Annotated in this window: 25 protein-coding genes; 19 read left to right on the forward strand and 6 right to left on the reverse strand. The window is 74.8% G+C overall.

Annotated elements, in window-relative coordinates; genetic code table 11:
* The first annotated feature begins 132 nt into the window (after positions 1–132).
* From nadA to ABD324_RS07745, 4 genes are all read left to right on the forward strand, one after another.
* Positions 133–1,134: a quinolinate synthase NadA gene (gene nadA, locus ABD324_RS07730; protein WP_344413952.1), complete on the forward strand. Its 1,002-nt coding sequence runs from the start codon at positions 133–135 to the stop codon at positions 1,132–1,134.
* Between the two features lie 11 nt (positions 1,135–1,145).
* Positions 1,146–2,780: an L-aspartate oxidase gene (locus ABD324_RS07735; RefSeq protein WP_344413954.1), complete on the forward strand. Its 1,635-nt coding sequence runs from the start codon at positions 1,146–1,148 to the stop codon at positions 2,778–2,780.
* A 26-nt stretch (positions 2,781–2,806) separates the two neighbouring features.
* The gene (gene nadC / locus ABD324_RS07740; protein ID WP_425565763.1) at positions 2,807–3,685 is read left to right on the forward strand and encodes a carboxylating nicotinate-nucleotide diphosphorylase; all 879 of its coding nucleotides are present in this window, start codon (positions 2,807–2,809) and stop codon (positions 3,683–3,685) included.
* Positions 3,686–3,774: 89 nt separating this feature from the next.
* A complete protein-coding gene (locus ABD324_RS07745; RefSeq protein WP_344413956.1) occupies positions 3,775–4,905 on the forward strand; it encodes a glycosyltransferase in 1,131 nt (376 codons plus the stop codon).
* On the opposite strand, the gene ABD324_RS07750 is transcribed toward ABD324_RS07745, so the two are convergent.
* From ABD324_RS07750 to ABD324_RS07760, 3 genes are read right to left on the reverse strand one after another with little or no spacing between them, the layout of a single operon-like run.
* A complete protein-coding gene (locus ABD324_RS07750) occupies positions 4,861–5,259 on the reverse strand; it encodes a hypothetical protein (protein ID WP_344413958.1) in 399 nt (132 codons plus the stop codon). The two genes, ABD324_RS07745 and ABD324_RS07750, sit on opposite strands and share 45 nt — an antisense overlap.
* Positions 5,256–6,404 carry a winged helix DNA-binding domain-containing protein gene (locus ABD324_RS07755; RefSeq protein WP_344413960.1) on the reverse strand — a complete coding sequence of 383 codons (1,149 nt, stop codon included), beginning with the start codon at positions 6,402–6,404 and terminating at the stop codon, positions 5,256–5,258. Before ABD324_RS07755 ends, ABD324_RS07750 begins: the two co-directional genes overlap by 4 nt.
* A gap of 12 nt (positions 6,405–6,416) precedes the next feature.
* Entirely contained in the window at positions 6,417–7,601 is a 1,185-nt protein-coding gene (locus ABD324_RS07760; RefSeq protein ID WP_344413962.1) for an MFS transporter, read from the reverse strand.
* A 54-nt stretch (positions 7,602–7,655) separates the two neighbouring features.
* Here ABD324_RS07760 and ABD324_RS07765 point away from each other — a divergent pair, with 54 nt between their 5' ends.
* The 11 genes from ABD324_RS07765 to hisI all read left to right on the forward strand — a co-directional run bounded on the left by ABD324_RS07765 (position 7,656) and on the right by hisI (position 14,914).
* A complete protein-coding gene (locus ABD324_RS07765) occupies positions 7,656–7,991 on the forward strand; it encodes an ArsR/SmtB family transcription factor (RefSeq protein WP_344413964.1) in 336 nt (111 codons plus the stop codon).
* Between the two features lie 60 nt (positions 7,992–8,051).
* Positions 8,052–9,368 (forward strand): histidinol dehydrogenase, encoded by a 1,317-nt coding sequence (gene hisD, locus ABD324_RS07770; RefSeq protein WP_344414257.1) that lies wholly within the window; start codon positions 8,052–8,054, stop codon positions 9,366–9,368.
* Positions 9,365–10,531: a histidinol-phosphate transaminase gene (locus tag ABD324_RS07775; protein WP_344413966.1), complete on the forward strand. Its 1,167-nt coding sequence runs from the start codon at positions 9,365–9,367 to the stop codon at positions 10,529–10,531. Before hisD ends, ABD324_RS07775 begins: the two co-directional genes overlap by 4 nt.
* A complete protein-coding gene (gene hisB, locus ABD324_RS07780) occupies positions 10,528–11,127 on the forward strand; it encodes an imidazoleglycerol-phosphate dehydratase HisB (RefSeq protein WP_344413968.1) in 600 nt (199 codons plus the stop codon). The genes ABD324_RS07775 and hisB overlap by 4 nt, the downstream gene beginning before the upstream one ends.
* 38 nt (positions 11,128–11,165) lie before the next feature.
* Positions 11,166–11,510 carry a hypothetical protein gene (locus tag ABD324_RS07785; RefSeq protein ID WP_344413970.1) on the forward strand — a complete coding sequence of 115 codons (345 nt, stop codon included), beginning with the start codon at positions 11,166–11,168 and terminating at the stop codon, positions 11,508–11,510.
* Between the two features lie 29 nt (positions 11,511–11,539).
* Positions 11,540–12,175, forward strand: a complete 636-nt coding sequence (hisH, locus tag ABD324_RS07790) for an imidazole glycerol phosphate synthase subunit HisH (protein ID WP_344413972.1) — start codon at positions 11,540–11,542, stop codon at positions 12,173–12,175.
* A complete protein-coding gene (locus ABD324_RS07795; RefSeq protein ID WP_344413973.1) occupies positions 12,172–12,549 on the forward strand; it encodes a hypothetical protein in 378 nt (125 codons plus the stop codon). Before hisH ends, ABD324_RS07795 begins: the two co-directional genes overlap by 4 nt.
* Positions 12,550–12,705: 156 nt before the next feature.
* On the forward strand, positions 12,706–13,014 hold the full coding sequence (locus tag ABD324_RS07800; protein ID WP_344413974.1) for a hypothetical protein: 309 nt from the start codon (positions 12,706–12,708) through the stop codon (positions 13,012–13,014).
* A gap of 24 nt (positions 13,015–13,038) precedes the next feature.
* The gene (gene priA, locus ABD324_RS07805) at positions 13,039–13,764 is read left to right on the forward strand and encodes a bifunctional 1-(5-phosphoribosyl)-5-((5-phosphoribosylamino)methylideneamino)imidazole-4-carboxamide isomerase/phosphoribosylanthranilate isomerase PriA (RefSeq protein WP_344413976.1); all 726 of its coding nucleotides are present in this window, start codon (positions 13,039–13,041) and stop codon (positions 13,762–13,764) included.
* Positions 13,764–14,534: an imidazole glycerol phosphate synthase subunit HisF gene (gene hisF / locus ABD324_RS07810; RefSeq protein ID WP_344413978.1), complete on the forward strand. Its 771-nt coding sequence runs from the start codon at positions 13,764–13,766 to the stop codon at positions 14,532–14,534. Before priA ends, hisF begins: the two co-directional genes overlap by 1 nt.
* A gap of 35 nt (positions 14,535–14,569) precedes the next feature.
* Positions 14,570–14,914, forward strand: a complete 345-nt coding sequence (hisI, locus tag ABD324_RS07815; protein WP_344414259.1) for a phosphoribosyl-AMP cyclohydrolase — start codon at positions 14,570–14,572, stop codon at positions 14,912–14,914.
* Positions 14,915–15,055: 141 nt separating this feature from the next.
* Here hisI and ABD324_RS07820 read toward each other — a convergent pair whose 3' ends face one another.
* The gene (locus ABD324_RS07820) at positions 15,056–15,943 is read right to left on the reverse strand and encodes an oxygenase MpaB family protein (RefSeq protein ID WP_344413980.1); all 888 of its coding nucleotides are present in this window, start codon (positions 15,941–15,943) and stop codon (positions 15,056–15,058) included.
* Positions 15,944–16,059: 116 nt separating this feature from the next.
* The gene (locus tag ABD324_RS07825) at positions 16,060–16,914 is read right to left on the reverse strand and encodes a hypothetical protein (protein ID WP_344413982.1); all 855 of its coding nucleotides are present in this window, start codon (positions 16,912–16,914) and stop codon (positions 16,060–16,062) included.
* Positions 16,915–17,022: 108 nt separating this feature from the next.
* On the opposite strand from ABD324_RS07825, the gene ABD324_RS07830 reads away from it, so the two are divergent.
* Together ABD324_RS07830 and ABD324_RS07835 are read left to right on the forward strand one after the other, a co-directional pair.
* Entirely contained in the window at positions 17,023–18,399 is a 1,377-nt protein-coding gene (locus ABD324_RS07830; RefSeq protein WP_344413983.1) for a sensor histidine kinase, read from the forward strand.
* Positions 18,396–19,037: a response regulator transcription factor gene (locus ABD324_RS07835; protein WP_344413984.1), complete on the forward strand. Its 642-nt coding sequence runs from the start codon at positions 18,396–18,398 to the stop codon at positions 19,035–19,037. Before ABD324_RS07830 ends, ABD324_RS07835 begins: the two co-directional genes overlap by 4 nt.
* Before the next feature lie 36 nt (positions 19,038–19,073).
* Here ABD324_RS07835 and ABD324_RS07840 read toward each other — a convergent pair whose 3' ends face one another.
* The gene (locus ABD324_RS07840) at positions 19,074–19,673 is read right to left on the reverse strand and encodes a TetR/AcrR family transcriptional regulator (RefSeq protein ID WP_344413986.1); all 600 of its coding nucleotides are present in this window, start codon (positions 19,671–19,673) and stop codon (positions 19,074–19,076) included.
* Between the two features lie 46 nt (positions 19,674–19,719).
* Here ABD324_RS07840 and ABD324_RS07845 point away from each other — a divergent pair, with 46 nt between their 5' ends.
* Positions 19,720–21,315 carry an anthranilate synthase component I gene (locus tag ABD324_RS07845; protein WP_344413988.1) on the forward strand — a complete coding sequence of 532 codons (1,596 nt, stop codon included), beginning with the start codon at positions 19,720–19,722 and terminating at the stop codon, positions 21,313–21,315.
* Positions 21,312–21,965 carry a Trp biosynthesis-associated membrane protein gene (locus ABD324_RS07850; RefSeq protein WP_344413990.1) on the forward strand — a complete coding sequence of 218 codons (654 nt, stop codon included), beginning with the start codon at positions 21,312–21,314 and terminating at the stop codon, positions 21,963–21,965. Before ABD324_RS07845 ends, ABD324_RS07850 begins: the two co-directional genes overlap by 4 nt.
* Positions 21,966–22,105: the final 140 nt, after the last annotated feature.

The raw sequence follows: 22,105 nt of genomic DNA on the forward strand, positions 1-22,105 counted from the left end.
GGACCGGATCGTGGCAGGGAGGTTACGGGCAGGTGAGTTCCGGGTCACCCGGACAGTGCCGTCGGGCGTTCCCCGATGCTACGATCACCCGTGTTTTCGACCAACAGGCGAAAACACCGCGAGGAGGACGCCATGACCGTGACGGCAGATCTGCAGCAGGGAACCGACGTTCCGTTCCCCGGCTGGGCCGACGAGGTGAAGGAGCTCGCGCGCAAGCGCGGCGCCGTGCTGCTGGCGCACAACTACCAGCTGCCCGCGATCCAGGACGTGGCGGACTTCGTGGGCGACTCCCTCGCGCTCTCCCGGATCGCGGCCGAGGTCGAGGCCGACACCATCGTCTTCTGCGGCGTCCACTTCATGGCCGAGACGGCGAAGATCCTCTCGCCGGAGAAGACGGTGCTGATCCCCGACGCGCGGGCCGGCTGCTCGCTCGCGGACTCGATCACGGTCGAGCAGCTGCGGGAGTGGAAGGCCGAGCACCCCGGCGCCGTCGTGGTCAGCTACGTCAACACCACCGCCGCGGTGAAGGCCGAGACCGACATCTGCTGCACCTCGTCGAACGCCGTCGAGGTGGTCGCCTCGATCCCGGAGGACAAGGAGGTGCTGTTCCTGCCGGACCAGTTCCTCGGCGCCCACGTCCGGCGCACCCTCGACCGCAAGAACATGCACGTCTGGGCCGGTGAGTGCCACGTGCACGCCGGCATCAACGGCGCCGAGCTCACGAAGCAGGCCGAGGCGCACCCGGACGCGGACCTGTTCGTCCACCCCGAGTGCGGCTGCGCGACGTCGGCGCTCTACCTGGCCGGCTCGGGTGCGGTCGCCGCCGACAAGGTCAAGATCCTCTCGACGGGCGGCATGATCGACGCCGCCCGCGCCACCAAGGCGAAGCAGGTCCTGGTCGCGACCGAGGTCGGCATGCTCCACCAGCTCCGCCGGGCCGCCCCGGAGATCGACTTCCAGGCGGTCAACGACCGCGCGAGATGCGGCTACATGAAGATGATCACGCCGGAGGCGCTGCTGCGGAGCGTCCGCAACGGCACCGACGAGGTGCACGTGGATCCCGAGCTCGCCGCGCGCGGGCGGGCCGCGGTGGAGCGGATGATCGCGATCGGGCAACCCGGGGGTGGGGAATGAGAGCGGCGCCGATGCCTCGTTCCGACACGCTCCTCTCGGTCTGGGAGGCGACCGCCGACCTGGTCGTCGTCGGCACCGGGGTCGCGGGCCTGACCGCCGCGCTCGACGCCGCCGAGGCGGGCCTGCGCGTGGTCGTCGTGACCAAGGACGAGGTGGCCGAGGGCAGCACCCGCTGGGCCCAGGGCGGCGTCGCCGTGGTCCTCGGCGACATCCCGGGCGACTCGGTCGAGGCACACATCGCGGACACCATCACCGCAGGTGGGGGCCTGAACGACGAGGCCGCCGTCCGCGAGATCGTCACCGCCGGGCCGGCCGCGGTGCAGCGGCTCCGCGATCGGGGGGCGGTGTTCGACGGAGACGGAGCTCGCGGAGTCGACCATGGGAACGGATTCCCACGGCTCGACCGCACCCGCGAGGGCGGCCACTCCGCCTTCCGCGTGGTCCACGCGGGCGGGGACGCGACCGGCGCCGAGATCGAGCGCGCGCTGGTGGCCGCCGCCAGCGGCCTGACCGTGCTGACCGGCCATGTGGCCGTCGACGTCGTCAAGGACGCGTCGGGCCGGGTCGCCGCCCTGCAGGTGCTCGACGACGCCGGCCGCGCCGGGCTCCTGACGACGCGTGCGGTCCTGCTGGCCACCGGCGGGTACGGGCAGCTCTACGCCAGCACCACCAACCCGCCGACCTCGACCGGGGACGGTGTGGCGCTGGCCCTGCGCGCCGGTGCCGCCGCCGCGGACCTCGAGTTCGTGCAGTTCCATCCGACCGTCCTCTACACCGGCCCCGCGGTGGGCCGGCGGCCGCTGGTCACCGAGGCCGTGCGCGGCGAGGGCGCGGTGCTCCGAGACCGCGCGGGCACCCGGTTCATGGTCGGGCAGCACCCGCTCGCGGACCTCGCGCCGCGGGACGTCGTGGCCGCCGCGATCACCCGCCGGATGGCCGAGACCGGCGCCGACTGCATGTACCTCGACGCCACGGCGCTCGACGGGTTCGCCCGGCGGTTCCCCACGGTGTTCGCGTCCTGCCGGGCCGCGGGTATCGACCCGACCCGCGACCCGATCCCGGTGACCCCGGCCGCGCACTACGCGTGCGGCGGCGTGGTCGCCGGGGTCGACGGCCGCACCGCCGTCCCCGGCCTCTACGCCGCGGGCGAGGTGGCCCGGACCGGGCTGCACGGGGCGAACCGGCTCGCGTCGAACTCGCTGCTGGAGGGCCTGGTGGTGGGGGAGCGGGCGGTCCGCTCGGTGCTCGAGGACCGCGCCCTCACCGGGTCCCGGTCGTCGGGATCGGGCGAGCTGATCGCCCCCGCCCCGGCGGTCGCGGTCGCGGACCGCGGCACGGTGCAGCGGGCGATGAGCGCGTTCGCCGCGATCGGGCGGGACGCGAGCGGGCTGGCCACGGCGTCGGACGTCGTGGAGCGGGCGCTCGCGCTCGGCACCCCGATCGACCGGGCGGGTGTGGAGGACGGGGCGCTGACCCTGCTGGCCCAGGCCGTGCTGGCCGCGGCCGGGACGCGTCGGGAGAGCCGGGGCTGCCACGTGCGCTCGGACTTCCCGGAGCGGGACGACGTGTACCAGAAGGAGTCGTTGATGATCACCCTCGATGCGGCCGGGCGCCCGGCCGTCGACGTGCGGGCGGTGGCGGCGTGAGCGAGCTCGCGAGCGAACCACCGGCCCTGACGGCGTTGGCGGCCGGAGTGGGCGGGGCGACCGAGATCGGCGTCCCGGACCACGAGGACCTGGCCCGCGTGGTGCGCACCGCACTCGACGAGGACCTCCGCTACGGCCCGGACGCGACGACCGCGGCGACCGTCCCCGAGGACGCGGTGGCGGTCGGCTCGTTCACCCCCCGCAAGGCGGGCGTGCTGTCCGGCATCCCGGTGGCCCGGGCCGTCCTCGACCTGGTCGTCCCCGGATACACGCTGGTCAGCGAGCTGCCCGACGGGTCGCGGCTGACGCCGGGCGAGCCCGCGCTCGTCGTCGAGGCTCCGGTCCGGGCTCTGCTCACGGCCGAGCGGACCGCGCTCAACCTGCTGTGTCACCTCTCCGGCGTCGCGACCGCGACGGCGGAGTGGGTCGACGCGGTCGCCGGCACCCCCGCCCGGATCCGCGACACCCGCAAGACCCTCCCCGGCCTGCGGTTGCTGGAGAAGTACGCGGTGCGCTGCGGCGGCGGTGTCAACCACCGCCTCGGCCTCGGCGACGCGATCCTGATCAAGGACAACCACGTCGCCGCCGCGGGCTCGGTCACCGCCGCCCTCGAGGCCGCGCGGAGGTTCGCCCCGGACCTGCCCTGCGAGGTCGAGGTCGACTCCCTGGAGCAGCTCGACGAGGTCCTCGCCCTGAACGCGGAGCTCGTCCTGCTGGACAACTTCTCCCCGGCCGAGACGGCCGAGGCGGTCCGGCGGCGGGGTTCGTCGAGCACCTTGTTGGAGTCGTCCGGCGGCCTGGTCCTGGCCAACGCGCGGGAGTACGCCGTCACCGGGGTCGACTTCCTCTCCGTGGGGGCGCTGACCCACTCGGTGACGGCGCTCGATCTCGGCCTGGACCTGTGAGCGGGGGCACGGCCGCTCACGACCCCTGCTGACCTGCGCGTATCACCCGTGACCGTCCGGACCTCTGCAGAGGGACGGAAGGGGACGAGATGCGCATCCTGGTGGCGTCCTGGCCGGGTTACGGGCACCTGCTGCCGATGGTGCCGCTGATCCGGGCGGCGCAGCGGCGGGGCGCCGAGGTCCTGGTGACGACCGGTGCGGACCTCGCACCGGTCGTCGAGCGGCTCGGGGTGCCGGCGCACCGGTCCGGGCTCACCCTGGCCGAGTCGTACGCCCGGCTGCCCGTGGTGGTGGGCGAGCTCCCGGCGGCCGAGCAGCCCGCCTTCGCGGCGCGGCACTTCTTCGGGGCCGGTGCGGTGGACCGGGCCCGTGACATCGCCGACCTCGTCGCCGGCTGGCGCCCGGACCTCGTCGTGCACGACACCCTGGAGCTCGGGAGCGCGACGGTCGCCGTCGGGGCCGGCATCCCGCACGTCACCCACGGGTACGGCCCGAGCGTCCCCGGGACGGACGCGTTCGCGCGGGTCCTGGGCGCGGCCGTCGCCGAGGCGGGGCTGCCGGACCCGGTCCCCGCGGTCCTCGCCGCGCCCTATCTCGAGCCCTGCCCGCCCGGCCTGCACGGCCCGGATCCGGAGCCGTGGCAGGACATCCGCCCGATCCGCCCGAACGCGGGGGAGCCGGGCGGGTACGTGCTCCCGCCGCGCGACCGGCCGATCGTCTACCTCACGCTCGGGACGGTCGTGAACCAGAATCCGGAGGCCTTCCGCGCGGTGCTCGAGGGCTGCCTCCGGCATCCGGTCGACATCGTGGCCACGACCGGGCCGGACGTCGATCCCGCCGTCCTGGGCGAGCTACCGCCGCAGGTCCTGGCCGCGCCCTACCTGCCGCAGGCCGACGTCCTGCCGCACTGCACCGCCGTCGTCTCCCACTGCGGGGCGGGGACGATGTTCGGGGCGCTCTGCCACGGCCTCCCGCACCTCGCCGTCCCGCTCGGCGCCGACCAGCCGGCCAACGCCGCGGCCCTCGCCGCCTCGGGCGCGGGGCTCGTGGTGACCCCGGACGGTGTGGCCGCCGGCCTCGGTCGCCTCTTGGCCGAGCCGTCCTTCCGGGCGGCGGCGGAACGGCTCGCGGCGGGCGCGGCGGCGATGCCGACCGCGGACGAGGTGCTCGACGGCCTAGTAGGGAGCGAGCTGCAGGACCGGGCGGCCGGCCTGCGCTGAGTCCCGCGCGAAGGCGGCGAGCTCGGAGAGGGTCTCGCCCAGCGCGTCCGGCTCGTCGTGGCCGATCGCCTCGGCCCACACGGCCATCACAGGGCGGACGGTGCGCGGCGTCATCTCCGCCAGCTTCTCGACGGCCTCGGCGGGCACCCGGGTGACAATCATGCCGGTGTCGGCCTCGACCGCCAGCAGCCCGGTGGGCGCCTTCGGGTCCTCCGCCGCGCCCTCGGTGAGCGCGGCGTAGAGGGCCGCGAGCTCGGTGCGTCGCAACGGGACCGAGAGGTGGGGCAGGTCGTCGAACTCGCCGGCGGCGATGCCGTCCGCATCCGACTCGGCGGCCAGGAACCAGTCGCTCACGCGAGCAACCTAGCTTGTACGGGCGCCGGGAACCGCACCGTGAACCGGGTGTCGCCCAGCAGTTTCTCGAGCTCGTGGGCGGCGTCGTCCACCTCCCCGCGCACGTCGGTGCCGACGTCGGTGAGCAGCTCGGTCGCGATCCGCCCGTCCTTGCGCTGCACCCAGCCGCCCACGATCTCCCCGTCCACCCAGATCGCCGGGCCGCCGTTCCCGTTGCGGTCGAACAGGTGCGGGACGAGTGCGGCGTCCAGATGGTGGGTCCGGTCCTTCCAGCCCATGGTCGACGGGTCGAGACCGGGCAACAGCGCCACGGAGTGCTGCGGCGCAACGGGATCCAGGTCGTCCGGCAACAGGTAGCCGGCCGTCGTCCCCACCGCCCCGAGGTCGGCGAGCGCGGCCGTCGTGGTCGCCACGGTCCAGCCGGCCCACCACCTCAGGTCGTCCCGGGTCGCGGGGCCGAAGGCGCGCAGGTAGGCGCGGGCGAGCCCGGCCGCGGCCTCCCGCTTCGACAGCGGCTCCCCGATCCCGCCGGGGAGCCAGGCGTCGGCGGCGGCCCAGCGGTACTGGCCGTTGATCCACGTCCCGGTGGGACGCGTGCGGACCAGGTCGCCGTGGAACCCCATGACGAGCAGCACCCGGGAGTGCAGCGACGGCGTCGCGTCCTGGACCGGAACCGGGGTCGTGAGCTCCGGGAGCCGGCGCCCGACCTCGCGGGCCGGCAGCGGCCCCTCGGCGCGCAGCAGGTCCAGGATCCGGGCCCGTGCGTCCTCGTAGGTCGCCTCCGGGTCGGTGACGCCGCCGGCGGCGAGCTGCGCCATCAGGTTGCGGCGCTGCACGGCGGCGACGTCGAGGGTGGCGGCGTGGTGCGCGAGGCGGGCGTGGGCGGGTCCCAGGACCCAGAGGGTGCGCCGCATGGCGTGGTGCCGGACGAGCGTGCGCTCCTCGTAGAGGGCCCGGTCGACGGCGCCGAGCTCCGGTGCGGCCATCCGCGCCGTCACCGACAGGTAGACCGACACCGGGTCGCTCGAGTGCAGGCAGACCAGATCGTCGACCAGGGCGGGGACGTCGTCGGTGCGGGTGGCGGCGCCGAGCCGGTGCCGCGCCACCAGCCGCGCCCGTCGCTGGGCGGCGTCGATCGTGAGCACGGCCCGATCGTCTCAGGCGGGGGTGGGGGAGGGCGCGGTCCGGTCCACCCGGCGGGTCAGCGCGACCGCGACGAGGGTGACGACGACGGCCCCCGCGGCCACCGGAGCGAGGGCGGCCGTCCCCGCCGTCGCGACGACCCCGCCGCCCAGGGCCGCCCCGAGCCCGCTGCCGACGTAGATCATGGACCCGTTGAGCCCCAGGGCGACCGTGGCGACCGGTCCACCGGCGGCGAACACCCGGTTCTGCTGCGGGATCACCTGGAAGGAGCCGACGAGCCCGAACAGGGCGAACGCCACGAGGGTGGCCGCCGGGGCCGGCCGCACCGCCCACAGGCCCAGCAGCGCCACCAGCGACACCGACAGCCCCACGACCTGCACCGGCACCGAGCCGAACCGGTCGACGAGGTGCCCCACCAGCCGGTTCCCGATCACGAACGCCACCCCGAACACCACGAGCGCGACGAGTACCCGCGACGCGCCCGGCCCGTCCGACCCCAGCAGCGGCGCCACGTAGGCGACCACCGCGAACTGCGGGATCACGAGCAGCGCGGTCAGCACGAGCAACGCCAGCATGCGCGGGTTGCCGAAGAGGGCCAGGCGCGTCCGCAGCGGGACGGCCGGCAGCACCACGCGGGGGAGGAGAACCGTGAGCGCCGCCGCGACCGCGGCCAGTGCGACGATCAGCCACAGCGCCGCCCGCCAGCCCAGCACCTGGCCCGCCAGCACCCCGAACGGCACCCCGGCCACCGTGGCCAGGGCGACGCCCGCCCCCACCACGGCGAGGGCACGGGCCCGCCGCTCCGGCGGGGCCAGCACCCCGGCGACGGCGAAGGCGTTGGCCTGGAAGGCCGCCGCACCCAGCCCGGCGACCACCCGGCCGGCCAGCACGGTCCCGAAGGTCGGGCCCACCGCCTGCGCGACCATCCCGACGAGGAACACCACCATCCCGACACCGAGCACCGTCCGGCGGTCCAGCCGCCCGGTCACGGTCGCGATGATCGGCGAGCCGATCGCGTAGGCCAGCGCGAACGCCGTGGTGAGCTGCCCCGCGGCCGGGATCCCGACGTGGAGGTCGGCGGCGACCGCGGGCAGCAGCCCGGCGAGGACGAACCCGTCGACGCCGAGCACGAACGTGCCGGCGGCGAGCAGGCAGAGCTGGAGGGTCAGCCGATTGTTCGACGGCTCTCGAAGTTCCACGGGTGGACCGTACGTCTATACTTCCATCGTCGTCAAACAATCTCGGGAGGTCTGATGGGACAGCGGCTGCCGGAGCCGTCCGTGGAGTCGATCGAGCTGACCGCCGTGCTCTCCGCGCTCGCCGACCCCAACCGGCGGGCGCTCATGGGTGAGCTCTACCGCTCCGGGGAGCCTCGGGACTGCGGCGCCCTGGACCGCTGCGTCGTCACGGGGCTCAGCGCGCCGACGCTGTCGCACCACTGGAAGGTCCTGCGCGAGTCCGGCCTCACCCGCACGGTCGCGGAGGGGCGCTCGCGGATCATCTCGGTGCGCCGCGAGGACATGGAGGCGCGGTTCCCGGGTCTGCTCGGCGCGGTTCTCGGCGCGCCTGTGGACAACTCGGCAGGCTGAGGCCGCCACGCTGCGGTCCCGGTCGGGGTGGCACGTACCCTGAGGGCCATGTCCAGCCCGATCCTCAGGCGACTCGACCTGCGTGCCGAACCCCTGCCCCGACCAGCCGTGTTGCGGGGGATGCTGCCGCGCGCGGCGATCGACGTCGATGCGGCGCTCGAGGTGGTCCGGCCGATCGTCGAGTCCGTGCGCGAGCGGGGCGTCGAGGCGGTCCTGGAGGTCACCGAGCGGTTCGACAGGGTGCGCCCGGCGTCGGTGCGCGTGCCGGCGGCCGAGATCGAGAAGGCCCTCGCGAACCTCGACCCGGCCGTGCGCCGGGCCCTGGAGACCTCGATCGAGCGGGCCCGCACGGTGCACGAGGAGCAGCGCCGGGCCGACGTGGTCACCCAGGTCGTGCCGGGCGGCACGGTCACCGAGCGGTTCGTGCCGGTCCGTCGCGTCGGGCTCTACGCGCCGGGCGGGCTCGCCGTCTACCCGTCGTCGGTGATCATGAACGTGGTCCCGGCCCAGGCCGCCGGTGTCGAGTCGCTGGTCGTGGCGTCGCCGCCGCAGGCCGAGTTCGACGGCCTCCCGCACCCGACGATCCTGGGCGCGGCCGCCCTGCTGGGCGTCGACGAGGTGTGGGCCGTGGGTGGCGCGCAGTGCGTCGCCCTGCTCGCCCACGGTGGCACCGACACCGACGGCGGCGAGCTCGAGCCGGTCGACATGGTCACCGGGCCGGGCAACATCTACCTCACGGCGGCGAAGCGGATGCTGCGCGGGCTGATCGGGATCGACGCCGAGGCCGGCACCACCGAGATCGCGATCCTCGCGGACGGCGGGGCGGACCCCGTGCACGTCGCCGCCGACCTGATCTCGCAGGCCGAGCACGATCCGAACGCGGCGTCCGTGCTGGTCACGGAGTCGGATGCGCTGGCGGACGCGGTCGACGTCGAGCTGGCCCGCCAGGTCGCCGCCACCAAGCACACCGAGCGGGTGCGCACCGCGCTGTCCGGTCCGCAGTCCGGCACGATCCTGGTCCGGGACGTCGGGGACGGCGTCGCGGTGGTCGACGCCTACGCCGCCGAGCACCTCGAGATCCAGACGGCCGACGCCCGCGCGGTGGCCGCCCGGGTGCGCAACGCCGGGGCGATCTTCATCGGCCCGTACGCCCCGGTCTCGCTCGGCGACTACTGCGCGGGCTCGAACCACGTGCTGCCCACGGGGGGCTGCGCGCGGCACTCCGGCGGGCTGTCCACCGCGACGTTCCTGCGCGGGGTGCACGTCGTGGAGTACACGGAGGAGGCGCTGCGCGAGGTGGCGGACCAGGTGGTCACCCTGGCGAACGCGGAGGACCTGCCGGCGCACGGGCAGGCCGTCACGGCGAGGTTCTCATGAGCGAGCTCGTGGGCGGATCATCGGCGCCGGTGACCGACGTCCGGCTCGATGATCTCCCGCTGCGGGAGTCGTTGCGCGGCAAGAGCCCCTACGGCGCGCCGCAGCTCGACGTGCCGGTCCGGCTCAACACCAACGAGAACCCGTACCCGCCGCCGCCCGAGCTGGTCGCGGACGTCGCGGCCGCCTGCGAGGAGGCCGCCCGCGAGCTGCACCGCTACCCGGACCGGGACGCGGTCGCGCTGCGGACCGACCTCGCCGCGTACCTGAGCCGGCAGACGGGCGTACCGCTCGGCGTCGGGAACCTCTGGGCCGCCAACGGGTCCAACGAGATCCTCCAGCAGGTCCTGCAGGCCTTCGGCGGTCCCGGCCGCACCGCGCTGGGCTTCGTGCCGAGCTACTCGATGCACCCGATCCTCAGCTCGGGCACGCAGACGGAGTGGCTGGAGATCCCGCGGCGCGAGGACTTCTCGGTCGACGTGGACGGCGCGCAGCTGCTGCTCAAGGAACGCGCCCCGGACGTCACGTTCCTCACCAGCCCGAACAACCCGACCGGGCAGTCGCTCGAGCCGGCCGAGCTGGCCCTGCTGATCGACGCCGCGCCGGGGATCGTGGTGGTCGACGAGGCGTACGCGGAGTTCTCCGCGCACCCCAGCGCCACCACGCTGCTGGCCACCCACGGGCACAAGCTGATCGTCTCCCGGACGATGAGCAAGGCGTTCGCGTTCGCGGGCGGGCGGCTCGGCTACCTCGCCGCCGTGCCCGCGATGGTCGACGCGCTGCAGCTCGTCCGGCTGCCGTACCACCTGTCGGTGCTCACCCAGGCGGCCGCGCGGGCGGCCCTGCGGCACGCCGGGGCCACGCTGGGCTCGGTCGCCCTGCTGGCCGCCGAGCGGGACCGGGTGGTGCCGGCCCTCGAAGCGCTGGGCCACCACTGCGTCACCAGCGACGCGAACTTCGTGCTCTACGGCCGCTTCGCGGACGCGCCGCGGGCCTGGAGGCGCTACCTGGAGCAGGGCGTGCTGATCCGGGACGTCGGGATCCCCGGGTACCTGCGGGTCACGATCGGCACACCCGAGGAGAACGACGCCTTTCTCGCCGCCGCGGCGGCAGTGGCGGAGGAGCTTGCGGAGCCGACCACGGGCACAGGAGGAGAACTCGCATGAGCCGGATCGGGCGCGTCGAGCGCGTCACCAAGGAGTCCAAGGTCCTCGTCGAGATCGATCTCGACGGCACGGGGCAGGTGTCGGTGTCGACCGGCGTCCCGTTCTTCGACCACATGCTCGACGCCTTCGGCAAGCACGGCGCGTTCGACCTCACCGTGCAGGCGGAGGGGGACGTGGAGCTCGACGCGCACCACACCGTCGAGGACACGTCGATCGTGCTCGGCCAGGCGCTGCGGCAGGCGCTGGGGGACAAGAAGGGCATCCGCCGGTTCGGCGACGCCTGGATCCCGATGGACGAGGCGCTGGCCCAGGCGGTCGTCGACGTGTCCGGCCGGCCGTACACCGTGCACACCGGCGAGCCCGAGGTGATGCAGGGCTTCGTCGTCGGCGGGCACTACCCGACCGTGCTGAACCGGCACGTGTTCGAGTCGCTGGCCTTCCACGGGCACCTCGCCCTGCACGTCCGGGTGCTCGACGGCCGGGACCCGCACCACATCACCGAGGCCGAGTTCAAGGCCGTGGCCCGCGCGCTGCGCGCCGCCACCGAGCCGGACACCCGGATCACCGGCATCCCCAGCACCAAGGGCTCGCTCTGACCGCCCGGGTCCTGGTGATCGGGCTGGACCCCACGAGGGTGCCCGGTCCCTGGGACCCCGCCCCGGTCGTCGAGCGGATCGCGGCCGGCATGGCGCGGTTCGCCGAGGCCGGGATCGGCGCCGAGACCTGCCTCGTCGGGCTGGACGGCAGCGACGGCGACCCGGATGTCGACGGCGGGGCGGGAATCGTCGCCGTCGTCACCGCGGCTCTGCAGCGGCAGCCCTGGGAGGTCGTCGTGGTCGGCGGCGGGATCCGCTCCACGGAGGGCCTGCTGTTCGAGCGGGTCCTCAACGCCGTCCACCGGTCCGCACCGCAGGCGGCCATCGCGTTCAACGACGCTCCCGACACCACGTTCGAGGCCGCCGCCCGCTGGCTGACCTGACCCCGGGGCACGGCCGGTACCCTGGGCGCGTGTCGCGGATCGTCGTGCTGGACTACGGGTCGGGGAACCTCCGTTCTGCCGAGCGCGCGCTGCGCCGGGTCGGGGCGGACGTCACCGTCACCCCGGACTTCGACGCGGCGTGCGAGGCGGACGGGCTGGTGGTGCCCGGCGTCGGCGCCTTCGCCCACTGCATGGAGGGCCTCAACGCCGTCCGCGGGCCCCAGATCATCGGCCGCCGGCTCGCCGGGGGCCGTCCGGTGCTGGGGATCTGCGTCGGGATGCAGGTGATGTTCGAGCGCGGCGTCGAGTTCGGCGTGGAGGCGGACGGCTGCGGGCAGTGGCCCGGCACCGTCGAGCGCATCAAGGCGGACGTGTTGCCGCACATGGGCTGGAACACCGTGCGCGCCCCCGCCGGGTCGAGCCTGTTCGCCGGGCTCGACGCGGACACCCGCTTCTACTTCGTGCACTCCTTCGGGGTGCGGCGCTGGGAGCTCGAGGAGTCGCACGTGATCCGCCCGCCGCTGGTCACCTGGGCGCACCACGGCGAGGACTTCGTCGCCGCCGTGGAGAACGGCCCGCTGTCGGCCACCCAGTTCCACCCGGAGAAGTCCGGCGACGCCGGTGCCCAGGTGCTGCAGAACTGGCTGCGGGACGTGGTGGGGTGAGCGAGCCGGTGAGCCAGCCCCAGCCGGCCGCGAGCCGGAGGCCCGCCCAGAAGAAGCCGGCGGCGAAGAAGACCACCTCGACGAGGCCCGCCGCGCGGAAGAAGGCGACCACCAGCCGCAAGCGCACGACCACCACCCGGCGCACCACCACCCGTCGCACCTCGACGGCCAGCTCGCTGGGCACGGTCGTCGGCGCCGCCATCGCCGGGGTGATCGCCTCGCTCGTCGGTGGGCTGCCCTGGTGGGGCTGGGTCGCGCTGATCGTGGTAGGGCTGCTCGTCGGGCTGGCGTTCGCGGCGGCGAAGGGGCGCAGGGCCCTGGCCACCGAGGCGCCGGCCGAGGCGCCGTCCACCGAGGAGCCCCCGGCCGGCTGATCGCCCCCGCGGTGCACCACGGCCGTCGGTGGCCGCGCTGCACCGCGCGCGCCGAACACCGGTCGGCGACGGGGGATTGCGCCGTCGCCGCGCGGGGCGGCAGGCTCGGCTCGCTGCAGGTCCACTGCGGACCGCGACCGCGACGAGGGAGTCGAGTTGAGCGAGCTGCTGGACCTGCCGACAGTGACCGTCCACGTGATCAACGCGAACACCGCCATCCGCACCGGCGGCAGCACCCGAGGGCCGGACAACAAGGTCGGCGAGCTGCAGCCCGGCCCCGTCGAGGCGATCCACCAGGCCACGGGTCAGGACATCACCCAGGCCAGCGGCAAGAACTTCTGGTGGGTCCGCGTCCGCATCCCGCAGTCCGACGGCACCGGCTGGGTCAGTGTGACCAATCTGCAGGAGGGCCCGGAGAACCAGCCGGTACCCGGGCTGCCGGAGGTCCCGACCACCTTCGCCTGAGCGGGCGGTGGGTAGGCTCGGTGCGTGAGTTTCACGCTGCTTCCTGCTGTGGACGTCGCCGACGGGCAGGCCGTGCGCCTGGTCCAGGGCGAGGCCGGCACCGAGACCTCCTACGGCGCGCCCCGCGAGGCCGCCCTGAAGTGGCAGTCCGACGGCGCCGAGTGGATCCATCTCGTCGACCTCGACGCCGCGTTCGGCAAGGGCTCCAACGCGGAGCTGCTCGCCGCCGTCGTCGGTGAGCTCGACGTCAAGGTGGAGCTCTCCGGCGGGATCCGGGACGACGAGTCGCTCGCCCGCGCCCTCGCCACCGGCTGCGCGCGCGTCAACCTCGGCACCGCCGCGCTCGAGAACCCGGAGTGGTGCGCGAAGGTGTGCGCCGAGCACGGCGAGAAGATCGCCGTCGGGCTGGACGTCAAGATCTCCGACGGGCAGCACCGGCTCGCCGCGCGCGGCTGGGTCAAGGACGGCGGCGACCTCTGGGAGACCCTGGCCCGCATGGACCGCGACGGCGTGTCCCGCTACATCGTCACGGACGTCGGCCGGGACGGCACGCTCACCGGCCCGAACGTCGAGCTGCTCACCCAGGTCGCGGCCAGGACCCCGTCGCCGGTCGTCGCGTCCGGCGGGATCTCCGAGATCAAGGACCTCGTCGCGCTCGCCGAGACCGGCGTGATCGAGGGCTCGATCGTCGGGAAGGCGCTGTACGCGGGCCGGTTCACCCTCCCCGAAGCCCTCGAAGCGGTGCGCTGATGGCCGTCGCGGTCCGTGTGATCCCCTGCCTGGACGTCGACGCCGGGCGGGTCGTCAAGGGCGTCAACTTCCAGGAGCTCCGCGACGCGGGGGACCCGGTCGAGATGGCCGGCGTCTACGACGCCGAGGGCGCGGACGAGCTCACGTTCCTCGACGTCACGGCCTCGTCGGGGGAGCGGGAGACGATGATCGACGTCGTCCGCCGCACCGCCGAGCAGGTGTTCATCCCGCTGACCGTCGGCGGCGGCATCCGCACCCCGGACGACGTGGACCGGATGCTGCGCGCCGGCGCCGACAAGGTCAGCATCAACACCGCCGCCATCGCCCGCCCGGAGCTGCTGGGCGAGATGGCGCGCCGCTTCGGCTCGCAGTGCATCGTGCTGTCCGTCGACGCGCGACGGGTCGTGGACGGCCCGCCCACGCCGTCGACGTTCGAGGTCACCACCCACGGCGGCCGCACGGGCACCGGGATCGACGCCGTCGAGTGGGCCGCCCGCGGCCAGGAGCTCGGCGTCGGGGAGATCCTGCTCAACTCGATGGACGCGGACGGCACCCGCGCCGGTTTCGACATCGAGCTGATCGAGAAGGTCCGCCGGGTGGTCGACGTGCCGGTGATCGCCTCGGGCGGAGCCGGTGCGCTGGAACACTTCCCGCCGGCGATCCGGGCGGGGGCCGACGCGGTGCTCGCCGCCAGCGTGTTCCACTTCGGACAGCTGCGGATCGGCGAGGTCAAGGACGTGCTGCGCGCGGACCACGTGGAGGTCAGGTGAGCGAGCTCGCGAGCGAGCCCTCGGCCCGGAACCGCGTGGAGACGTCCGCACTGGACCCCGCGATCGCGAAGCGGCTCAAGCGGAACGCCGACGGTCTGGTGTGCGCGGTCGTGCAGGACAACACCACGCACGACGTGCTGATGGTCGCCTGGATGGACGACGAGGCCCTGCACCGCACCCTGACCACCCGCAAGGGCACCTACTGGTCGCGCAGCCGCGAGGACTACTGGGTCAAGGGCGAGACGAGCGGCCACACCCAGAAGGTCCACGAGGTCCGACTGGACTGCGACGGCGACACGATCCTGCTGTTCGTCGACCAGGAGGGCGCCGCCTGCCACACCGGCGACCGCACCTGCTTCGACGCCGACCGCCTCCTCTGACCGCGCACCACGCGCGGACGAGGCCCCCAAAAGAGCGCGTCATGGTTCCACAACGCGCTGAGAGGGCGTCCAAAATCGCGTTATGGTTCCATAACGCGATCCCAGGGCCCGAAAAGGTGCGTTATGGAACCATAACGCGGGTCAGGTGGGGGAGGGGGCGGACATGATCCAGCGGATGCCGCTGGTGATCGTCTTGCCGCCCGCCTTCACGAGCGTCGCCTCGGCGAGCGGGAGGTACGGGAGCTGCAGGGGGCGGCGCGCCCAGCGGGGGAGCAGGCCCACCGCGGCGGCCGCGAGCAGCGCGTAGGGGGCCCGGGCGGGCAGGGCCAGGGGCGGGTCGAGCAGCAGGAACTTCGCCGCGGAGCGCGCCTCCGGGGTGCCCGCCAGCTCGGGGCGGAAGGCGTCGAGGCGCGCGTCCAGCTCGGCGACGGTCGTCGGCGGGGCCGTCACGCCGAGCTCGTGGGCGACGCGGGCGGTGTCGGCCACGTAGCCGTCGCACTCCGCGGGCGTGAGCGGGGCCCGGCCGTAGCGCTGGTGGGCGCGCAGGAAGCTGTCGATCTCGGCGATGTGCACCCATTCCAACAGGTGCGGATCGCCCGCCGAGTACTCCCGGCCGTCGGGTGCGGTGCCGCGCACCCGTGAGTGCACCGCCTTGATCCGGTCGATGGTCTCGTCGGCGAGATCGGCCGGGCCGAAGGTCGTCGCGGCGAGGAAGTAGCTGGTGCGGGCCAGCCGGCCCCAGGGGTCGCCGCGGTAGCCGGAGTGCCCCGCGACCCCCGCCATCGCCAGCGGGTGCAGCGACTGGAGCAGCAGGGCGCGCAGCCCGCCGACGAACATCGACGCGTCCCCGTGCACCCGGCGGATCGGCCGGTCCTCGGCGAACCACCGCGGCCCCGGGGCGGAGTGGATCCGGTCGCGCCGGCCCGGCCCCTCGTCGCCCGCCACCTTCTGGAAGACGTCCGCCCCCAACCGCGCCCGCAGCGCCGCCACCCGCTCGGAGACGGCGTCCGGCACGCCCAGGTCGACCATCACCCCATCATGCGACGCCCCGCCCACCCCGGCCACTCGCTCCCTGAGCCACCCCTGAGCGGCGAGCGCCCGCCCGTCTCGTGAGTGGCGATAGTCGCCCCGGCGACTATCGCCACTCACGGGGTCGGCGGGGTGAGGGCGAGGAGGCCGGCGGGGGCGAGGGCGAAGCCGGCGAGCAGGCCGGTGAGGGCGGCGAGGCCGCTGGCCGGGGTGGTGCCGGCGGCCATCACCGTGCCGCCCATCGTCAGGGCCGTGGTGTACAGGCCCCAGGAGAACATCGCGCCGGACCCGAGCCAGGCCGCCACCGCGGCCGCGCGGCCACCGCCCCGCAGCAGCGTGACGACGCCGACGGCACCGGCCACCGCGAGCGCCGCGTTCACCGTGCCGACCAGGATCTGCGCGCCCCCGCCCGAGATCCCGGAGCCGAGCTGCAGCACCGCGCTGACCAGCGCGAGCACCGTCCCACCCCCGGCGAGCGCCCGGGCGAGCGGGCCGAAGCCGGCGGGGACGGCCCCGCGCAGCTCCCACCGGTCCCGCACGTGCGTCCACAACGCGATCACCAGGAACACCGCCTGCCAGGCGAAACCGCCGTAGACCAGCGGCCGGACCCACCCGTCGAGCCCGCCGACGGGGCCACCGCCGAACGCGAGCCACAGCGCGGGCACGAACGAGATCCCCACCGGCAGCAGCAGCCCGGTGCCCACCCAGGCCGGCAGCAGCAGGGCGACCACGGGCAGCCGGCGTCCCCAGGGATGGGTGAGGGCGAGGGCGAGCGCGACGACGCAGGCGTCGAGCAGCACCGTGACCGCGTTGAGCACGGTCATCGAGGTGCCCTCGAGCATCCCCGGATCGGGGACGCCGATCGGGTGCCCGGTGAGCCACGCGCTCTTGATCGCGACGTACGGCAGGGTCCCGGCGGCGGCGAGCCGGCCGATCACCGGACGGACGGGGGTGGAGGCGAGGGTCGTCATGGCGTCCACGCTGGCCGGGACCGGCCCGGGAACCCTCCCGCCGCCGGGTGGACCGCCTCCCTCCCGCGGGGGAGGCCGCGCGCCCGCGCCTCTGCCACGATCGACGGCGTGGCCCTCCTGCACGCCCTGGTCGGCCCGCTGCGTGCGGGCGCGACCTACCGGCGCGCCGTCCACCTGCTGCTCGGAGCCGTGCTGCTGCTCCCGTACGCCGGGCTGGTGTGGCTGTTCGCGGCGTCGCTGCGGAGCGGGCTCGATCCGGTCGCGTTCGTGATCCTGCTGGTCCTGGCGGTGGGGGTCGGGACGGCGGTCGCGCTGGTGCCCGGCGTCCGGGAGCTGGAGACGGCGGCGGCGCGCGCCCTGCTCGACGCCGACCTCCCCGATCCCGCCCGCCCCGAGACCTGGTCCGGGCGGCGCCGCGCGATCGGCTGGCTGCTGCTGAACATGCTGCTCGGCGGACTGACCGCCCTGCTTCTGCTCTACGCCCTGCCCGCCGTCGCCGGATTCCTCGTCGCCCCCTGGACCGCGCTGCCCACCCTGCCGGCCGGTGCGGGCGCGTGGTGGCCGCCGCTGCTCGGTCTCGCGATGCTGCTGGTGACGGTCCACCTGGTCGCCCTCCTCGGGCGGCTGCTGGCCGCGCTGGCGCCGCGGATCCTGGGGCCCTCGCCCGAGGAGCGGCTGCGTACGGAGCTGGAGGGCGCCCGTCGCGACGCGGCCCGGCTGGCCGAGCGCACCCGCCTGGCCCGCGAGCTGCACGACTCGGTCGGCCACGCGCTGACCGTCACCACCCTGCAGGCCGGGGCCGCCGCGCAGGTGCTCGACACCGATCCCGAGTTCGCCCGCCGCGCCCTCGCGGCGATCGAGGAGACCGGCCGCACCGCGCTCGACGAGCTCGACCACGTGCTGGGCCTCCTGCGCGAGGAGACGACGGGGGAATCCGCGGCCCCCGATCTCGCCTCGCTGCCCGACCTGGTCGGGAGCGCCCGCTCGGCCGGCGTCCAGGTCAGCCTGGACACGGCCGGCGACCTCGGTGCGCTGCCGCCGCCGGTGTCCCGCGAGGCGTACCGGCTGGTCCAGGAGGCGGTGACGAACGCGCTGCGGCACGCGGGCCAGGTCCCCGTCCGGGTCTCGGTGCGGGTGGCGGACGCGCTGCGGATCGAGGTGGAGAACCCGCTCACCGGCAGGGGACGGCCGGGTGGCGGGCGGGGGCTCGACGGCATGGCCGAGCGGGCGGCCGACCTGGGCGGGCGGGTGGAAGCGGGTCCGATCGAGCCGGGGCCGGCGATGGCGGGGCCCGAGACAGCGGGGCCCGAGGCGGCGGGGCCGGTGACGGCCGCGCTCCGGACAGCGGGGCCGGCGACGGCGGGGCCCGAGTCGGCGGGGCTCGAGACAGCAGGCTCGGCGCCAACGGGGGAGCGGGGCCGCGAGGAGCCCCGGGTCACCGTCTGGCGGGTCTCCGCCGTCCTCCCCGTCGGGGACGCCCCGTGATCCGCGCCCTCCTGGTCGACGACGAGGAGCTCGTCCGCACCGGCCTGCGCGCCGTGCTCGACGCCCAGCCCGACATCGAGGTCGTCGCCGAGGCCGGGGACGGCGCGGACGTGCCCGGCCTGGTCGCCCGGCACCGCCCCGACGTCGTGCTCATGGACGTCCGGATGCCCGCGGTCGACGGCATCACCGCCACCCGCGCGCTGGTGCGGCGCCCGGACCCGCCCCGCGTCCTGGTGCTCACCACCTTCGGCAACGACGGCTACGTCTACGACGCCCTCGCCGCCGGCGCGACCGGGTTCCTGCTCAAGCGCGCCCGCCCCGCGGAGATCGTGCAGGCCGTCCGGACCGTCGCGGAGGGGGAGTCGCTGCTGTTCCCGGCCGCGGTCCGCGAGCTCGTCGCCGGGTTCGGGCGGACCCGGGCGGAGCTGACCGGGCTCACCGACCGCGAGGGCGAGGTGCTGCGGCTGATGGCCCGCGGGTTCTCGAACGCGGAGATCGCCGCGGAGCTGGTCGTCGGCGTCGAGACCGTGAAGACCCACGTCGGGAACGTGCTGGCCAAGACGGGTGCGCGGGACCGGACGCAGGCCGTGGTCCTGGCCTACGAGTCCGGTTTCGTCGACCCGCGCCGTCCGGTCTGAGCCTGCCGTCCGGTCCGAGCCGCCCGGCGGCGGGCCTCAGGGCAGCGGCTCGGTGAGGTAGCGCTGGATCGTCGGCCCCACCACCGCCACCAGCGCGGCGGGCTCCGCGGACGCCATCGGCTCCAGCTCGACGATGTACCGGATGAACCCCATCCCCACCAGCTGCGACGCCACCAGCGCGGCCCGCTCCTCCACCCGATCGGGGGCGACCTCGCCCACGAACGGGCCCAGGATCGTGCGGGCGATGAACTCGCGCATCATCCGCGCCACGCCCGGGTGTGACGCCACGCTGCGCAGCATCGAGGCCAGCGGGCCCCCCGCCGCGACGTCCCAGACCCCCAGGAACATCCCGACCATCCGCTCGCCGAGCTGCTCCGGATCCCCGGGGAGCACGTTCGCCACCAGCGCGGACGGGTCGATCGGCAGCTCCAGGGACGCGACGAACAGCTGCTCCTTGCCCCCGAACCAGTGGTTGACCATCGCCGGGTCGACGCCGGCGCGCTCGCCGATCCGCCGGACCGTCGCGCCGTCGAACCCCCGCTCGGCGAACTCGCCCCGGGCGGCGGCGAGCAGGGCGGCGCGGGTGTCCTCTCCCGAGGCCCGCCGGCCGCGGCGTCGGGGTTCATGGTTGGCCACGGGCCCATCTTCGCCGCCGCCCACCCGCCGCGCGAGAATGGCCCTCATGACCACCACCGCACCCGCCGGTTCGGCCGGTACCGCACTGGGCGCGGTCGCCCCGAGCCGCGAGGAGTTCCGCGCGCTCGCCGAGAACCACCGGGTCATCCCGGTGACGCGCCGGCTGCTGGCCGACGACGAGTCCCCGGTCGGGGTGTACCGCAAGCTCTGCACCGTCGAGGGGGCGCCCAGGCCGGGCACCTTCCTCTTCGAGTCCGCGGAGAACGGGCGGTCCTGGTCGCGATGGTCCTTCGTGGGCGCACGTTCGGCCGCGAGCCTCACCACGGTCGACGGGGAGATCCGCTGGACCGGCGAGGTCCCGGACAACCTGCCCACCGAGGGCGACGTGCTCGGCGCGGTCCGCGCGGTGGTCGAGGAGCTGCGCTCCGAGCAGCTGCCGGGCATGCCGCCGCTGACCGGCGGGCTCGTCGGGTACCTGGGCTACGACATCGTCCGGCGGATCGAGCGGATCGGCTCGGCCGACAACCCGCCCGTCGACGACCTGCGCATCCCCGAGCTGGTCCTGCTGCTGGCCACGGACCTCGCCGCGGTGGACCACCACGAGGGCACGATCACCCTGATCGCCAACGCGATCAACTGGGACGGCAGCGACGAGCGCGTCGACGAGGCCTACGACGACGCGGTGGCCCGCCTCGACCGGATGACCGCGGAGCTCGCGTCGCCCGCGGTGTCCACGGTCGCGGTGTTCAGCGCCGTCACCCCGGAGTTCGAGCGCTCGCGGACCCAGGCGCAGCACTTCGAGGCCGTCGAGATCGCGAAGGAGCAGATCCGGGCGGGGGAGTGCTTCCAGATCGTCGTCTCCCAGCGGTTCGAGATGGACTGCCCGGCCGATCCGGTCGACGTCTACCGCGTGCTGCGCGCGACCAACCCCAGCCCGTACATGTACCTGCTCAACCTCGAGGACGCGTCCGGCGGGACCCCCTTCACGATCGTCGGTTCCAGCCCCGAGGCCCTGGTCACGGTGGCCGACGGGCAGGCCACCACGCACCCGATCGCCGGGACGCGCTGGCGCGGCGCCACCGACGAGGAGGACGAGCTGCTGGAGAAGGACCTCCGGCACGACGAGAAGGAGCGCGCCGAGCACGTGATGCTCGTCGACCTCGGCCGCAACGACCTCGGCCGGGTCTGCGAGCCGGGCACGGTCAAGGTGCGCAACTTCTTCTCCGTCGAGCGCTACAGCCACGTCATGCACCTGGTCTCGACGGTCACGGGCACCCTGCGGGCGGACTGCAACGCGGTCGACGCCGTCCTGTCCTGCTTCCCGGCCGGAACCCTGTCCGGTGCCCCGAAGGTCCGGGCCATGCAGGTGATCGACGAGCTGGAGCCCACCCGCCGCGGCCTCTACGGCGGGATCGTCGGGTACCTGGACTTCGCGGGCAACGCGGACACCGCGATCGCCATCCGCACCGCCCTGGTGCGGGACGGACGGGCGTACGTGCAGGCCGGGGGCGGGATCGTCGCCGACTCCGATCCGCAGGCCGAGGACACGGAGTGCCTGAACAAGGCCCGCGCGGTGCTCTCGGCGGTGGCCACCGCGGGAACCCTGAGCTGGCCCGCCGGCGCGACCCCGCACACACCATGAGCCGCGGCAGGCTGTTCGGGTTCCTCGCCCTCACCCTGCTCCTCGGCGCGCTGGCGCTCTGGGGCTCGACGCGGCTGACCTGGGCGTCCACCGAGGTGGCGGTGACCGGGCACGGCACCACCGGCACCGTCCCGATCGACGCGGACGGCGCGCAGCTCGCGCCCGGGCTGATCGGGATCGCCGTCCTCGCGGTGGCCGCGGTGGCCGCGGCGATCGCCGTCTCCGGGATCGCGCGCCGCGTGCTCGGGGTGATCGTGGTGCTGGCCGGCGCGGCCGGGGTCTACCTCGCGCTCGCCGGGTGGCTCTCCCCGCCGACCGCCGCCGAGATCCCGCGGCTCACGGGCACCGCGGCGGCGGGCGCCGCCCCCATCCCCGGGGCCACCGTGGCGACCACGGCGGCCCCCTTGCTGGGCGTGCTCGGCGGGCTCCTGGTCCTCGGCGGCGGCGTGCTGCTTCTCCTGGCGGACAAGCGGTTGCCCCGGATGGGCGCCCGGTACGAGGCGCCCGGCACGGGGCGTCCGGTCGACGCCGAACGCAGCGCGTGGGAGGAGCTCGACGCCGGCGTCGACCCGACCACGGAGGGCACCTATGCGGGTGCCGAACGAGACGAGCGGGGACCTGGCGGCAGCCCCCGGACCGGCGCTGATTAGCATGACCGGAACGCCTGGTAGGCCTGAAAGCGGAGGGGAGCCGGCGGCCCCGACCATCGGCACGGAAGGGACGCTGGCGATCCCGGCCATGGGCACGGAAGGGGAGTGCGCCCCGTGGGCGAGCACGGTGAGGTGAGTGC

This window comes from Pseudonocardia ailaonensis (assembly GCF_039531635.1).
Lineage (GTDB): Bacteria > Actinomycetota > Actinomycetes > Mycobacteriales > Pseudonocardiaceae > Pseudonocardia > Pseudonocardia ailaonensis.